At 66.7% G+C, this 15,281-nt stretch carries 13 protein-coding genes; 9 read left to right on the top strand and 4 right to left on the bottom strand.

Annotated elements, in window-relative coordinates; genetic code table 11:
• Window positions 1–653: 653 nt before the first annotated feature.
• Both phnX and H681_RS11285 read right to left on the bottom strand, forming a co-directional pair.
• Window positions 654–1,481, bottom strand: a complete 828-nt coding sequence (phnX, locus tag H681_RS11290; RefSeq protein WP_015476987.1) for a phosphonoacetaldehyde hydrolase — start codon at window positions 1,479–1,481, stop codon at window positions 654–656.
• Window positions 1,482–1,511: 30 nt separating this feature from the next.
• A complete protein-coding gene (locus H681_RS11285) occupies window positions 1,512–2,627 on the bottom strand; it encodes a 2-aminoethylphosphonate--pyruvate transaminase (protein ID WP_015476986.1) in 1,116 nt (371 codons plus the stop codon).
• 148 nt (window positions 2,628–2,775) lie between these two features.
• On the opposite strand from H681_RS11285, the gene H681_RS11280 reads away from it, so the two are divergent.
• On the top strand, window positions 2,776–3,636 hold the full coding sequence (locus H681_RS11280; RefSeq protein ID WP_015476985.1) for a LysR substrate-binding domain-containing protein: 861 nt from the start codon (window positions 2,776–2,778) through the stop codon (window positions 3,634–3,636).
• A gap of 192 nt (window positions 3,637–3,828) precedes the next feature.
• Here the strand turns inward: H681_RS11280 and H681_RS11275 are convergent, their stop codons facing one another.
• Complete coding sequence (locus H681_RS11275; protein WP_015476984.1) at window positions 3,829–4,713, bottom strand: LysR substrate-binding domain-containing protein; 885 nt, start codon at window positions 4,711–4,713, stop codon at window positions 3,829–3,831.
• 312 nt (window positions 4,714–5,025) lie between these two features.
• On the opposite strand from H681_RS11275, the gene H681_RS11270 reads away from it, so the two are divergent.
• The 8 genes from H681_RS11270 (at window position 5,026) to H681_RS11235 (ending at window position 14,051) form a co-directional block, all read left to right on the top strand.
• Window positions 5,026–6,384: an MFS transporter gene (locus tag H681_RS11270; protein ID WP_015476983.1), complete on the top strand. Its 1,359-nt coding sequence runs from the start codon at window positions 5,026–5,028 to the stop codon at window positions 6,382–6,384.
• 147 nt (window positions 6,385–6,531) lie between these two features.
• On the top strand, window positions 6,532–7,926 hold the full coding sequence (locus H681_RS11265) for an FAD-dependent oxidoreductase (RefSeq protein WP_177324598.1): 1,395 nt from the start codon (window positions 6,532–6,534) through the stop codon (window positions 7,924–7,926).
• 166 nt (window positions 7,927–8,092) lie between these two features.
• Complete coding sequence (locus H681_RS11260) at window positions 8,093–8,614, top strand: RNA polymerase sigma factor (protein WP_015476981.1); 522 nt, start codon at window positions 8,093–8,095, stop codon at window positions 8,612–8,614.
• Window positions 8,611–9,630, top strand: a complete 1,020-nt coding sequence (locus tag H681_RS11255; protein WP_442961254.1) for a FecR family protein — start codon at window positions 8,611–8,613, stop codon at window positions 9,628–9,630. The genes H681_RS11260 and H681_RS11255 overlap by 4 nt, the downstream gene beginning before the upstream one ends.
• Before the next feature lie 121 nt (window positions 9,631–9,751).
• On the top strand, window positions 9,752–12,361 hold the full coding sequence (locus tag H681_RS11250) for a TonB-dependent receptor (protein ID WP_015476979.1): 2,610 nt from the start codon (window positions 9,752–9,754) through the stop codon (window positions 12,359–12,361).
• Window positions 12,362–12,594: 233 nt separating this feature from the next.
• On the top strand, window positions 12,595–13,194 hold the full coding sequence (locus H681_RS11245) for a biliverdin-producing heme oxygenase (protein WP_015476978.1): 600 nt from the start codon (window positions 12,595–12,597) through the stop codon (window positions 13,192–13,194).
• Window positions 13,175–13,624 (top strand): YbaN family protein, encoded by a 450-nt coding sequence (locus H681_RS11240; protein ID WP_015476977.1) that lies wholly within the window; start codon window positions 13,175–13,177, stop codon window positions 13,622–13,624. The genes H681_RS11245 and H681_RS11240 overlap by 20 nt, the downstream gene beginning before the upstream one ends.
• A gap of 58 nt (window positions 13,625–13,682) precedes the next feature.
• Window positions 13,683–14,051 carry a YajD family HNH nuclease gene (locus H681_RS11235; protein WP_015476976.1) on the top strand — a complete coding sequence of 123 codons (369 nt, stop codon included), beginning with the start codon at window positions 13,683–13,685 and terminating at the stop codon, window positions 14,049–14,051.
• Between the two features lie 224 nt (window positions 14,052–14,275).
• Here the strand turns inward: H681_RS11235 and H681_RS11230 are convergent, their stop codons facing one another.
• On the bottom strand, window positions 14,276–15,274 hold the full coding sequence (locus tag H681_RS11230; protein ID WP_015476975.1) for an LLM class flavin-dependent oxidoreductase: 999 nt from the start codon (window positions 15,272–15,274) through the stop codon (window positions 14,276–14,278).
• Between the last annotated feature and the right edge of the window lie 7 nt (window positions 15,275–15,281).

Below are 15,281 nucleotides of genomic sequence, written 5' to 3'. Positions count from 1 at the left end.
GCTCCGGCAGAACGGCGACCCAATCGCAGACGAAGTCCGCTTACGAAACCATACCTATGCGGTCCTGGCTCCGGCTCTGGAGACTTCCAGAGAAATGTCCGCGCACGCCGAACGGCCCCGTTCAGGAGGCCTCGTTGAAGCGGAGTTTCAGGGGTTGAGCGACATGGATGTCGCGAGAGCGCTGTCGGGCCAGGGATGGCCCGTCAGCGCGTGCCCCTGAAACTTCGCTTCAACGAGGGAATTTTTCGCCCCAAGCGAAAAACCGGATGTCCGGGGCAAGACCTTTGCCTACTTTGGGTGGGGCGGCCATCCGTCGTTTGCCAAAGTAGGTCGCCCGAGGGGGCGAAACATGGCGCATGCGCGCACGCCGAAGCGGCGCAGTACCCCCATAAAAAAAGCCCGCACATAGCGGTAATGCTGTTCACTTAAGCATTTAGTGGACAATCGCGAGCTCCGATAAACCGATACCAGGTGCTCTGGTATCGGTTTTTTGTTCCTTTTTCAGAGCCACAGAGGGAACAACCCATTCAAAATCTCCGCTTGAGGCGACCTGCGGAGCAAAGAAACGCCGCGATCCTGGCAAAGGAGTCGCGGCGTTTTTCTTAAGTGAACAGCATTACGCACATAGCGGGCCTTGAAACTCACGCCGAAGCTCAACTGCCCTGCGGCATCTCCCCCCGCGCCAGACGCGCATTGATATCGGCAATCACCCCCGGCAGCTCCGCGATGGTATCGATCAGGTAGTGCGGGCGCGAGCCCTCGAACATCTGGCCGATACGGCGGCGTTCCTGCTCCAGCTTCTCCGCTGGCAGCGCCTTGTACTGCTCATAGGTCAGCCCCAGGGCGTTGCCCGAGCAGGTCAGCGCCACGGTCCACATGCCGGCGCTGCGGCCTTCGAGGATGCCCGGCCAGGTGTCGTCGACCTTCACGCAGGCCGCCACGTCGTTGATGCCCAGGGCGATCACGTTGGCCAGCGCCTGGGCCGGGTGCGGGCGGCCGTTGGGGACTTCGTCGGTGGCCACCACGTGGTCGGCGACGTAGCCGTTGGTCTTGGCCAGGACAACGACCTTCTCCATCACCACCGCCGGGTAGCCGGAGCAGGAACCGACCTTCAGACCCTGCTTGCGCACGGCGGCGATGGCGTCCAGCGCGCCGGGGATCAGCGCGGAGTGCTCGGCGATCTTCTCGATCTGCAGCGGCATGAAGCGCTCGTAGATGGCGGTGACGTCGTCGTCGCTCGGCACGCGGCCGAACTTGGCCTTGTAGCGCTCGGCGATGGCGGGAATGTCGCACAGGGTGCGGATGTGGTCCCACTTGCCCATGCCCATCGGGCCGCGGGCCTCTTCCAGGCTGACCTGCACGCCGAACTCGGCGAAGGCCTCGACGAAGATCTGGGTCGGCGCGAAGGAGCCGAAATCGACCACGGTGCCCGCCCAGTCGAGGATGACGGCTTGCAGTTGCTTGGGTTGTTCGTAGTTCATGAGATTCAATCCTGTGGCAATCGGCCGGGGTCAGATTTCGAAGACTTCCATCTCTTTCAGGGTCTCGGCGATGGCCGCGACCGCTGCACGCATGCCGCTGCCATCGACCTGGCCGATGCAGCCGACACGGAAGGTTTCCACCTGGGTCAGCTTGCCCGGATAGAGGATGTAGCCCTTCTCGCGCACCCGGCCGTAGAACTCGGTGAAGTTGTAGCGGGGATCGCGCGGGGCATGGAAGGTGACGATGATCGGCGCCTGGATCTGCGCCGGCAGGAAGCTGCGCAAGCCCAGCTTGCCCATCTCCGCCAGCAGAGTCTGGCAGTTGTTTGCGTAACGCTGATGACGGGCCGCGAGGCCCCCCTCCTCCTCGTACTGGCTCAGCGCTTCGTGCAGCGCGGCCACCACGTGGGTCGGCGGGGTGAAGCGCCACTGGCCGGTCTTGGCCATGTAGGCCTGCTGGTCCTGCAGGTCCATCGACAGCGAATGGCAGTTGCCGGCGCTGGCGTTCAGCGTGGACGTACGGGCAAACACGAAGCCCATCCCCGGCACGCCTTCCAGGCACTTGCCGGACGCGGCGATCAGCGCGTCGAAGGGGATGCTGCGGGCATCGATGTCCAGCGCGCCGAAGGAGCTCATGGCATCGATGATCAGGCGCTTGCCGTGGTCCTCGATGACCTTGGCGATCTCCTGCAGCGGATTGAGGATGCCGGTGCTGGTCTCGCAGTGGATCAGCGCGACGTGGGTGACGCTGGGGTCGGCGCTGAGCAGGCGGTCGACGTCGGCGGCGGTGGTCGGCACGTCCTCTTCGGTTTCGAAGGTGCTGAATTCGCGGCCGATCACCTGGCAGATCTTCGCCAGGCGCTTGCCGTAGGCGCCGTTGATCAGCACCAGCACCTTGCCGTCGCGCGGTACCAGGGTGCCGATGGCGGCTTCCACGGAGAAGGTGCCGCTGCCCTGCAGGGGCACGCAGGTGTGGGTCGCCTCACCGTGGATGATCGCCAGCAGGCGCTTGCAGACGTCGGCAGTCAGGGCGTTGAAGTCGCTGTCCCAGGAGCCCCAGTCGACCATCATGGCGCGACGGGTGCGGGGGGAGGTGGTCAGCGGACCGGGAGTCAGCAGGATGGGGGCTCGCTCGGCAGTGCTCATGCTCGATTCCTCTTTCTTGGGAACGTCGTCAGGGCGAAGTTGGGTTGGGCCCGGCGTCATCGCCGTGGCCTGGACATAACTTGCCGGGGAGCCTGATATCGTTCAAATTGTTTATCACGATGCACCGCATAAGCCGGACATATACCTTATGAACCTCTTCCAACTCCGCGCCTTCGACGCCGTTGCCCGCGAACGCAGCTTCACCCGCGCAGCCGAGCGCCTGTTCATCAGCCAGCCGGCCGTGACCGGGCACGTCAAGGCGCTGGAGGAGCACTACCAGGTCAACCTGTTCCGCCGCACCGCGCGCGGCGTGGAGCTCACCGAGGACGGCGTGCGCCTGTCGGCCATCAGCCGCACCCTGTTCGCCCTGGAGGAAGAAGCCGAGGCCATGCTCGACGCCAGCCGCGAGCTGGTGACCGGGCGCATCGAAGTGGCCGCCGACGGCCCGCACCTGGTGATGCCGATGCTCGCCCGGCTGCGCGCGCGCTACCCCGGCATCACCGTCAACCTGCGCCTGGGCAATGCCCAGGAAACCCTCGCCGCGCTGCTCGACGAGCACGTCGACATCGCCGTGCTGACGGAAGTGGAACCGCGCGCCGGGCTGTTCCTGCGCGAGCTGGTGGAGTCGCACATCTGCGCGCTGGTGCCGGCCAGCCATCCCTGGCACGACTACATCGGCAAGTTGCCACTGAATGAGCTGCACCAGCAGATCATGGTGCTGCGCGAACCCGATTCCATCACCCGCCGCACCTTCGATGCGGCCTGCTCGGCGGCCTCGGTGGCCCCCCGCGTGCTGCTGGAGCTGGACAGCCGCGAGGCGGTGACCGAGGCGGTGGCGGCCGAGCTGGGGATTGGCATCGTGTCATCGATGGAAGTGAGCCCGGATCCGCGGGTGAAGGCGATCCCCCTGAGCGGCGATGGCCTGCTCAACCGCCACGCCATCGGCTGCCTGGAACGACGCCGGGGATTGCGGGTGGTGAGTGCGTTCCTGGAGTTGGCGGAGGACTGACAGGTACTTCGTGGGATGCGGGTTCGCGAGCAAGCTCGCTCCTACAGGGTTCGTGCCGATTGGGATTCCGCGTGGGCCTCGTCGCTCTTCGTAGGACCGAGGGGGACGCCTGGTCCTTGCTCGCGAACAATCGCCCCTTCACCCGCTCGAGAACGGTCGCCACGCACCCTGCTCACGCATCTCCGGCCAAATCTACGGTTGAGGCGCCGGCAAGTCTTCCTTCACCAGATCGAGGAAGGTCGCCACGATCCGCCGCGTGCTCTGCTCGCGCAGGCACACCAGCGTCTCGCTCATGTGTCGTTCGCAATCGACGATGGGCAAGGCATGTACACGGTTGTCCGAGCCGAACTCGGCGGCTGACACCACCCCCACGCCGATCCCCGCGACCACCGCCTCGCGGGCGGCTTCGCGGCCTTCCACCTCGATGGCCGCGCGTATCCGCAGGCCGGCGCTGCGCATCTCCTCCTCCAGGGTCTGCCGCGTGACGGAGCCATGCTCGCGCAGCACCAGCGGCGCGTCGTCCAGGTCGGCCAGGCGGATCGAGTCGCGCGTCGCCCAGGGATGGCTGTTGGCGACGAAGGCGACTATGGGGTCGCTGCGCAGGGTGAAGGACAACAGGCGTTCATCCTCCACCGTCCGCCCCAGCAAGGCCAGGTCGGCGCGGTAGGCGAACAGGGCCTGCAGGGACTCGTCCGTGTTGCCACTCTCGATGCGCACGCGGATGCCGGGATAGCGCTGGCAGAACGACGCCACCTGGGGCAGCAGGTGCACCGCCGCATCCACCGCCAGCAGCAGGCTGCCGGTCTGTAACGCGCGGGATTCCAGCAACAGCTCCTGGGCCTCGGCCTCGATCACGAACAGCCTTTGGGTCACCGCCAGCAGGCGTTCGCCCAGTTCGGTCAGGCGCACCGAGCGCTTGTTGCGGTGGAACAGCAACACGCCGTAGCGCTCCTCCAGCTTGCGCACCTGGTCGGACACCGCCGGCTGGGTGAGGAACAGGCGTTCGGCGGCACGGGTGAAGCTGCCATGCAGGGCGACTGCGTGAAACGCCTTGAGTTGGGCATGGGAAACGGACATGGCGGCGACCCTCGGCAGACGGACGGCTATTCGCCATCCAGACAGGAAGTGACCATATGGTCACTGTAAACAAACGCGAATGTCTTACACGAACATCCTACAAGGAAAACTTATTTTTAAAATTTGATAAATCGATTTCAGTTATTTGTTCGGAATTGTTTCCATCCCTCCATCGCCCTTTCCGGCGACGGTGTCCAACGACTCCAGCGCCCCTGACCCGCACTGGAGCGAAGTGCTCGACACAACAAGAACAAGAAAGGCGTTACCTCACTGACTGCCGGCACAGCACAACTACAACAACGAGGTCGGAACATGCTTACCCCACAAGGCAACGCAACACCCCGCTCGCCTCTGGCGTCGATCCAGCGCTGGCGCTGGCAGATCTTCGCCATCACCTGGCTGGCCTATGCGGCCTTCTATTTCACCCGCAAGGCATTCTCGGTGGCCAAGCTGGGTATCACCGAAGACCCCACGTTCCACCTCGACAAGGCCATGATGGCCAACCTCGACGCAACCTACCTCGCCGCCTACGCCGTCGGCCAGTTCACCTGGGGAGTGCTCGCCGACCGCTTCGGCCCGCGCGTCGTGGTGCTGGGCGGGCTGCTGATCTCGGCGGGCGCGGCGATGGTCATGGGCACCTGGGCGACACTGCCGGTCTTCGCCACCTGCATGGTCGTCCAGGGGCTGGCGCAGTCCACTGGCTGGTCGGGCCTGTGCAAGAACATCGGCAGCTTCTTCGCCACCCACGAGCGCGGCCGCATCCTCGGCCTGTGGAGCACCTGCTATGCCTTCGGCGGCCTGGTGGCCTCGCCATTCGCCGGCTGGTGGGCGTATTCGGTCTTCGGCACCTGGCACGCGGCCTTTTACTCCAGCGCCGCCGTGGTGGGTGGCGTCGCCCTGCTGTTCATCTTCCTGCAGCGCAACCGCCCCCAGGACGTCGGCCTGCCACCGGTGGAAGCCGAGCCCGAAGCGGTGCGCTATGCCGGCTTCAAGCCCGAAGGCGAGAATGCCGGTATCCGCGAGACGCTGGCACTGGTGGTGCGCAACCGCACCGTGCTGACCCTCGGCGTGGCCTATTTCCTGCTCAAGCCGGCGCGCTACGCGATCCTGCTGTGGGGGCCGGTGATCGTCTATGAACGCATGCCGGGCCTGGGCAAGGTCGGCGCCGCGGTGCTGCCCACCGCCTTCGAGGTCGCCGGGCTGCTCGGCCCGATCCTCATCGGCCTGGCCTCCGACCGGATCTTCGGCGCACGGCGCATGCCCGCCTGCGTGATCAGCCTGATCGGCCTGACCGCCTGCCTGGCGCTGTTCGTCCCCGCGATGCAGACCGGCAGCAGCGCACTGGTCTTCGCCCTGCTGTTCATGATGGGCCTGACCCTCTACGGACCGGACTCGATGATCAGCGGCTCGGCCGCCATCGACTTCGGCACCGGCAAGGCCGCCGCCACCGCCGCCGGCTTCGTCAACGGCTGCGGCTCGGTCGGCGCGATCCTCGGCGGCCTGCTGCCCGGCTACTTCGATACCTACACCGTCTTCATCGGCTTCACCGTCACCGCCCTGATCGCGGCCGTCATTCTCCTGCCGCACTGGAACAGCCTGCCGGAGGGTGCCAAGCCCGCCGCCAGCCAGGTTCCCAACCGTTCGGTCAAGGTGCGCATGGCGCGCTCCTGATCTTCCGGCACAGGGATGTGCCAGCCGCCCTACAGGTCATCAGTCCATGAACATCGAACGCTTTGGAGTGGTCCGGCGCCGCTCCGAAATGGTCCTGCACGCGCAGACGATCGCCACCGCCGCCCTGCCCCCACACTGAATACGGAGATTCCCATGCGTCCTTTCTGGCTTGAACAGGCCCTGCAGCAGGACAACGAGCGCGCCGCGGCGCTGGAGGGCAACACCCGCGCCGACGTCTGCATCGTCGGCGGCGGCTACACCGGTCTGTGGACCGCCATCATGCTCAAGGAGCAGAACCCGGAACTCGATGTGGTGATCATCGAGGCCGATATCTGCGGCGCCGGGGCCAGCGGCCGCAATGGCGGCTGCGCATTGTCCTGGTCGGCCAAGTTCTTCACCCTGGAGCGGCTGTTCGGCCTGCCGGAGGCGATCCGCCTGGTGACCGAATCGGAACGGAGCATCCACGCCATCGGCGCATTCTGCGAGCGCTACGGCGTGGATGCCGACTACCGCCTCGACGGCACGCTCTACACCGCCACCAACGCCGCCCAGGTCGGCGCCACCGACGGCGTCATCGCCGCACTGGAACGCCACGGCATCAACTCCTTCAGCAAGCGCCCAGTGGAAGACGTGCAGCGTTTGGCCGGCTCGCGCAAGCATCTGGAGGGCTGGTTCTCCCCCGCCGCCGCCAGCGTGCAGCCGGGCAAGCTGGTGCGGGGCCTGCGCCACGTGGCGCTGCAACTGGGGGTGCGCCTGTACGAAGGCACCCCGATGAACGGGCTGGACCAGGGTCGGCCAGCCATCGTGCACAGCCCCGGAGGATCGGTCAGCGCCGACCGCGTGGTGCTGGCGATGAACGCCTGGATGGCGCGCGCCTTCCCGCAGTTCGAGCGCAGCGTGGCCATCGTCTCCAGCGACATGGTGATCACCGAGCCCAGGCCGGACCTGTTGCAGGAGATCGGCCTGACCTCCGGCGTCACCGTGCTCGATTCGCGCATTTTCGTGCACTACTACCACAACACTCCGGACGGCCGGATCATGCTCGGCAAGGGCGGCAACACCTTCGCCTACGGTGGGCGCATGCTGCCGGTGTTCGACCGCCCCTCGCCCTATCTCGGCCTGCTCCGGGAGAGCCTGGGCGAGTTCTTCCCGGCCTTCGCCGACGTTCCCATCGCCGCCAGCTGGAACGGGCCGTCCGATCGCTCGGTGACCGGCCTGCCGTTCTTCGGCCGCCTGGGCGAAGCAGACAACGTGTTCTACGGCTTCGGCTACTCCGGCAGTGGCGTCGGTCCCTGCCACATGGGCGGGCAGATCCTCAGCTCGCTGGTGCTCGGCCTGGACAACCCGTGGACACGCTCGCCGCTGACCCAGGGGCCGCTGGGCCACTTCCCGCCGGAGCCGATCCGCTACGTCGGCTCGCTGATGGTGCGCAATGCCATCCGCCGCAAGGAGCGGGCCGAAGATCGCGGCCACCGTCCGCGCCACCTCGACGTTCGCCTGGCGCGCTTCGCCGCGGCGGCGGGCAAGGCCGACAAGGCCTGACGTTTTGCCCTCACCTGCCGGCTGAGGGAAAGGGCGAGGCGCCCCGCGCGCCTCGTCCTTTTTTCATTGGCCGGTACACATTCGGAACCACTGATGGGCTTGTGCCATGAACCGCAGCTTAATAACATCAATTATCATTTGATAATTATTCTTGTTGGACACTTTTGTGAGCACTTCCAACCTCGACGCGGTCTTCCTGGCCCAGCGCCTGCCCTTGCTGCGCACGCTCGTACGGATGGTGAAGAACCCGAGCATCGCCGAAGACCTGGTACAGGAAACCTATCTGCGCGTCGCCCGTACCCTGCTCGAACGCCGCATCGACCACCTGGAACCCTTCCTCTTCCAGACCGGCCGCAACCTCGCCCTGGACCACCTGCGCCACCTGCGCATGCAATCGCGAACGCTGCTCGACGACGTGCCTGTCGACGTCGTGCAGGCCGTACCGGCGCCGGGTTCCAGCGCCGAGGACCAACTGCACGCGGAAAAACTGCTGGAGCGCCTGGGCGCCACCCTCGGCCAACTCAGCCAGCGCCAGCAGCGCATCTTCATCCTCAGCCGCCTGCATGGCTGCGGCTACGCGGAGATCGCCGAACAGCTCGGCGTGTCCCCCAGCACGGTGCAAAAGGAGCTGAAGTTGATCATGGCGATCTGCGTCGGCCTGGTCAGTCGCCTGGAGCAGACGGTATGACGGACTACCGTTCGCTTGCCGATTCGACAAGAATACGCGGCCTCCAACCCCGGAACCGCCCCGAGGAACGCCCCGTGCCCCACGCCACGCAGCCCAACGACCAGCAGATGGCCGAAGCCCTCGACTGGCTGATACTCGAGGAGGACATGGACGCCCGCACGCGCGAGCGCTTCGACGCCTGGCTCGCCGCCAGCGAAGGCAACGCGCGGGCCTACCAGCGGGTGCGCGATGCCTGGCAATCGCCGCTGCTGAGCACGGCGGCAGCGCGCCTGGAACAACGGCTCGCGGCGGCGCCTCGCCGTCGGCGAGGGTGGAAACCGCTGGCCGTCGCCGCGGCGCTGGTCCTGGCGGTGGGAGTCGCACTCCAGAGCGACCTGCCGCTACGCCTGCGCGCCGACCACCTGACCGCCGTGGGCGAACGGCAGAACCTCAACCTGGCGGACGGCTCGCGGGTCCTGCTCAATACCGACACCGCCTTCTCCAGCCGCATCGACGGACAGCAGCGCATTGCCCACCTGTATCGCGGCGAGGCGTACTTCGACGTCGCCCACGACCGCAGCCGGCTCTTCGAAGTGCAGGCCGGCCCGGTACAGGTGACGGTACGCGGCACGGCCTTCGCCGTGCGCTACCTGGGCAACGAGGCGGAAGTCAGCGTGCAGCGCGGCGAAGTGGACCTGCGCACGCCGCTGGACGACGCCCGCGTCAGCTTAGGCGCCGGCGACAGCATCCGCGTCGGCCCGCAGGGCTTCGGCGAGCGCCGGCACGGCACCGAGGCCGAATCGCAGTTGGCCTGGGTGAAGGGACGCATGGTCTTCGAGAATTGCCCGCTCAGCCAGGTAATCGCCGAGCTGCGCCGTTATTACCCCGGCTGGATCGTCACCACCAACGAGCGCCTGGACAACCTCAGCGTCACCGGCAACTGGCGCCTCGACGACCCGCTGGGCGTGGCTCGCTCGCTGGCACGGATCACCTCCGCGCAATTGCACGAGTACCCGAAACTGCTGGTCTTCAACTGATCCCCCTCCCGAACAGAAAGTATTTTTACGCGATCGCGCCGGCTCGTTCGTTTAGTCAGAAGCCAATGCAATAGATTCGCATTTACGAATGCGAACAATGACTGACTAAGAGAGCCCTTCGATGACCTTTGCTTCTTCGCGTGCCCCCTTGCGCCGCCTGTCCGCACCGGCCGGCATCTCGCTGCTGGCCCTGTCCATCGGACTGGCCAGCCTGCCGGCAACCGCCGCCCTCGCGGCGGAGGCGGCGGGCAGCCAGGCCCAGGCCGGCTACCGCTTCGACATCCCCCGCCAACCGCTGGCCCAGGCGCTGAACGCCTTCAGCGCGGTGACCGGCTGGCAGGTCGGCGTCGCCGGTGAGCTGGCCGAGGGCATCGAGTCGCCCGGCATCAACGGTCGCCTGCCGGCAGACCAGGCGCTGAAGGGCCTGCTCGCCGGCACCGGCCTGAACGCCCGCACCCTCGGCCCGCGCAACGTGGTACTGGAACGCAGCCTGTCGAGCGTGGCGGAAATGCAGCCGCTGACCATCACCGCCACCCGCCAGGCGCAGAGCGCCACCCTGGTGCCGAGCACGGTGAACGTGGTCGAGCGCAGCGAGCTGGACCGCAAGAACGTCAACACCATCAAGGAGCTGGTGCGCGACATGCCCGGCGTCTCCGTCGGCGGCACCGGCAACCGTGCCGGCATCACCGGCTACAACATCCGTGGCATCGACGGCGACCGCGTGCTGACGCAGATCGACGGCGTCGAGATCCCCAGCAGCTTCTTCAACGGCCCCTACGCGCAGACCGAGCGCAACTATGTCGACCCGGAAATCGTCAAGCGCGTGGAAGTGCTGCGCGGCCCGGCCTCGGCCCTCTACGGCAGCAACGCCATCGGCGGCGCGGTGAGCTACTTCACCCTCGACCCGGACGACATCATCAAGGACGGCCAGGACGTCGGCGCGCGCCTGAAGACCGGCTACAGCTCCGCCGACGACAGCTGGCTGACCTCCGCCACCGTCGCCGGCCGCCACGACGACTTCGACGGCCTGCTGCACCTGAGCCAGCGCAACGGGCACGAGACCGAATCCTACGGCAGCCACGGCGGCACCGGCCTGTCGCGCACCGAAGCCAACCCCGAAGACGTGCGCACCACCAACGTGCTGGCGAAACTGGGCTGGAACTACGCCGAAGGCAGCCGCTTCGGCCTGGTCTACGAGAAGTACAAGGACGACGTCGACACCGACCAGAAGAGCGCCTACGGCGGCCCGTACTACAACGGCGCGCCGACCATCCCCGACAGCGTGCTGCCCGGCGGCATGTACCAGTGGCGCACCGGCAACGACACCATCACCCGCGAACGCTTCGGCCTGGAGCACCAGTTGCTGCTCGACAGCACGGTGGCCGACCACGCCAGGTGGACCTTCAACTACCAGGTCGCCAAGACCCACCAGAGCACCGACGAGTTCTACTACCCGATGACCCGCCAGGTGCTGCGCACCCGCGACACGCTGTACAAGGACCGCCAGTGGGTGCTCGACCTGCAGCTGGACAAGGCCTTCGTCCTCGGCGAGACCGACCACCTGCTGACCTACGGCAGCACCCTCAAGCGGCAGAAGGTCACCGGCTACCGCGAAGGCGCCGCCACCTGCCTGGCGCTCGGCCGGGGTTGCAGCGCCGTCGGCGCGCCCAGCTCCGTCGCCAGCGACAGCCTGGCGCGCAGCAGCGACTTCCCCGACCCGACCCTCGACACCTACGGCCTGTTCGCCCAGGACGAGATCCGCTGGAACGCCTGGACCTTCCTGCCCGGCCTGCGCTACGACTACACCCGCCTGAAGCCACACGTCACCGAGGAATTTCTCAACACCGTGGACCAGAGCGGCGAAGGCGAGGTCAGCAGAGAAGACAAGACCTGGCACCAACTCTCGCCCAAGCTCGGCGTCACCTATGCCTTCAACGACAACTACCTGTGGTACGGCCAGTACGCCCAGGGCTTCCGCACCCCGACCGCGAAAGCACTGTATGGCCGCTTCGACAACCCCGGCGCCGGCTACCGCGTCGAGCCCAACCCCGACCTGGACCCGGAACGCAGCCAGAGCTACGAGACCGGCCTGCGCGGCAACTTCGAGGAAGGCTCGTTCGACGTGGCGGTCTTCTACAACAAGTACCGCGACTTCATCAACGAGGACGCCATCACCCCCGGTTACAGCGAGCCGACCTTCACCAGCAACAACATCAAGCACGCCATCATCAAGGGCGTGGAACTGAAGGGTCGCCTGGAGCTGGGCGCCTTCGGCGCGCCGCAGGGCCTCTACGCCAAGGGCGCGGTGGCCTATGCCTACGGCCGCAACAAGGACACCGGCGAGCCGATCAACAGCGTCAACCCGCTCACCGGCGTGTTCGGCCTGGGCTACGACGAACAGGCCGGCCGCTACGGCGCCCTGCTCGACTGGACCCTGGTCAAGCGCAAGACCCGCGTGGACGACAGCCAGTTCAATGCCCCGGATGGCACCAGCAGCCAATTCAAGACCCCGGGCTTCGGCATCCTCGACCTGACCGGCTACTACAAGCTGACCGACGACCTGACCCTCAACGCCGGCCTGTACAACCTCACCGACAAGAAGTACTGGCTGTGGGATGACGTGCGCGGCTACGACGGCGTCGGCGAAGCCTCGGTGCTGGCCCCGGCCAACCTCGACCGGCTGACCCAGCCGGGCCGCAACTTCGCAATCAACCTGGTGTGGGATATCTGATGCGCAAGCGCCCTCGCTGAGCGTAGGGCTGCCACGGGACACCTTGTGAATCCTCTGCCGGCTCTGTTCGCGAGCAAGCTCGCTCCTACAAGGAGACCGTTCTTTTGTAGGAGCGAGCTTGCTCGCGAACCCGCTTCACTCCGACATCACCCATTGAACACCCGACAATCTTTACGCTTTCCCCGAACTCGTTCGTCTCGTCAATAAAGCCCAGAAATTTCAAGGAATTGGACATGAAAACCGTGGAACTCCCCACCCTGCGCTCGCAGCGCCTGAACGCGCTGACCCATGCCCCGCACGAGCGCCTCGACCACGCCGTGAAAGCCCGCGAGCCGTTCTCCAGCCGCGAGCGCTTCGCCCGCTTCGTGGTCGCCCAGTACCTGTTCCAGTCCGAGCTCCAGGCGCTCTACCAGGACGCCGAACTCGGCAGGATCTTTCCCGACCTGGCGCAGCGCTGCCGCGCCGAACAGGCGCGCCTGGACCTGGCCGACCTGGGCACCGAAGTCCCCTCGCCGGTGGCCGGCGCCATCGACAAGCCAAGTCGCGCCCACGCCCTGGGCTGGTTGTTCGTCTCCGAAGGCTCCAAGCTCGGCGCCGCCTTCCTGATCAAGCGTGTCGCCGCGCTGGGCCTGGACGAGAACACCGGCGCCCGCCACCTGGGCGAGCCCGAAGGCGGCCGCGCCGAAGGCTGGAAGCGCTTCACCCGCGCCCTCGATGAGCTGGAACTCAGCGAGGCCGAGGAACGCGAAGCCGAGGCCGGCGCCATCGCCGCCTTCGAACGTTTCGCCCACCTGCTGCAGCACAGCTACGACAGTGCTCCCGCCACCGCCTGACGCCACCGAGCGCGCGCCTGCCGACGCGGCGCGCGCCAACCCCTTCGGCCCCGCGCGCTCGCGACTGGTCCGGCTGGCGTTTGCATTGCTCGCGTACACCAGCCTCGGCGTGGGCATGGTGGGCTTGGTGGTGCCCGGCCTGCCGACCACCGAGTTCGTCCTGCTCGCTGCCTGGGCCGCGTCCAGGAGCTCGCCGCGCCTGTCCGCCTGGCTGGAGAACCACCGGCTGTTCGGCCCCATCCTGCACAACTGGCGCAACGGCCGGGCCGTCGCCCGCCGCGCCAAGGTCAGCGCCAGCCTGGCGATGCTCCTGGCGCTGGCGATCATGCTGATCACCCTGCCCCACGGCCTCTGGCTGTATGCGGTGATCCTCGGCATGGCGGTTGGCAATCTGTGGATCTGGTCGCGCCCGGATACACCCAGGCCGTAGTCAGCGCGCGGGCCCGGACTTATGCTGGAGGTCCGATCCCGCACTCTGTCTACGAGCCATGAACCAGCCTACCAGCAAAGTCGACGCCGTCCTCGCCGAAGCCCAACGCCGCCGCGAAAGCAGCTACCGCGAAAAGGCCCTGAAGATGTACCCCTGGATCTGCGGCCGCTGCGGTCGCGAATTCAGCGGCAAGCGCCTGAGCGAACTGACCGTCCACCACCGCGACCACAACCACGACAACAACCCGGAAGACGGCTCCAACTGGGAGCTGCTGTGCCTCTACTGCCACGACAACGAACACCAGCGGCAGGTGGACCTGCACTACCAGAACGGCAACGACGCCGGCGCCAAGGGCCCGAAGGTCACCCACAAGGGCCTGGCCGGGTTGGCCGACCTGCTGAAGAAGAAGGAAGACGGGCAGGCCTGACGACCCCGTAGGAGCCCGGCCGCAGGCCGGCCAGGTCAATCGCGGACGGAGTCCGCTCCTGCGGGTGCCCATTCATTACGCCGAAGGTCGGTTTGCCTGTAGGAGCGAGCTTGCTCGCGAACGAGCCCCGCTGCGGAGTCATTCGCGAGCAAGCTCGCTCCTACAAAAGGCCGATCAGGCGCTTCGAACTCAACCGCGGACGGCTGTACGCCCTACCCAAGCCCTCAGCGCAACCCGGCGACGATCTCCAGCGAACGCAAGCGCAGTTCATGATCGTAGATGTCGCTGGTGAAGATGATCTCATCCACCCCGGTCTGCTCCAGCAGGACCTCCAGGCGGCTGCGCACCTTCGCCGGTCCGCCGATCACCGCCAGGCCGAAGAAGTTGCCCACCGCGTCCTGCTCATGGGGCAGCCACAGGCCGGCCATGCTCTTCACCGGCGGCTTCTGCTTCAGGCTGTCGCCGCGGATCAGCGCCAGCACGCGCTGGAACGCGGTGGTCGCCAGGTATTCGGCTTCCTCGTCGGTCGGCGCGGCCACCAGCGGCACGCCGATCATGGCGTAGGGCTTGTCGAGCACCGCCGAGGGCTGGAAGTTCTCGCGGTAGATGCGCAACGCGTCATGCAGGTAGCGCGGCGCGAAGTGCGAGGCGAAGGCATAGGGCAGGCCCTTCTGCGCCGCCAGGTGAGCGCTGAACAGACTCGAGCCCAGCAGCCAGATCGGTACGTTGGTGCCCTCCCCCGGAATCGCCAGCAGCGACTGCTGCGAACGGCGCGGGCCGAGGAGCATTTCCAGCTCGGCGACCTGCTCGGGGAAGTCCGCACCATCGCCCAGGCGATCGCGGCGCAACGCGCGCATGGTCGCCTGGTCGGCGCCGGGCGCGCGGCCCAGGCCGAGGTCGATGCGGCCGGGATACAGGGTTTCCAGGGTGCCGAAGTTCTCCGCCACCACCAGCGGCGGATGGTTGGGCAGCATCACCCCGCCGGAGCCGACACGGATGCGCTCGGTCTTGCCGGCGATGTGGCCGATCAGCACGGCGGTGGCCGAGCTGGCGATGCCGTCCATGTTGTGGTGCTCCGCCAGCCAGTAGCGGGTAAAGCCCAGGCGCTCGACGTGCCGGGCGACCTCGACGGCGTTGTTCAGCGCCTCGGCGGCGCTGCCCTGGTCGCGCACGGGCACCAGGTCGAGCATGGAGAAAGCGATATCGGACAGGGACTTCTTCATGGACACT

The organism is Pseudomonas sp. ATCC 13867 (genome assembly GCF_000349845.1).
GTDB lineage: Bacteria > Pseudomonadota > Gammaproteobacteria > Pseudomonadales > Pseudomonadaceae > Pseudomonas.
Note: the sequence above shows the minus strand (reverse complement) of the source record. Positions and strands in the feature narration are given on the sequence as shown.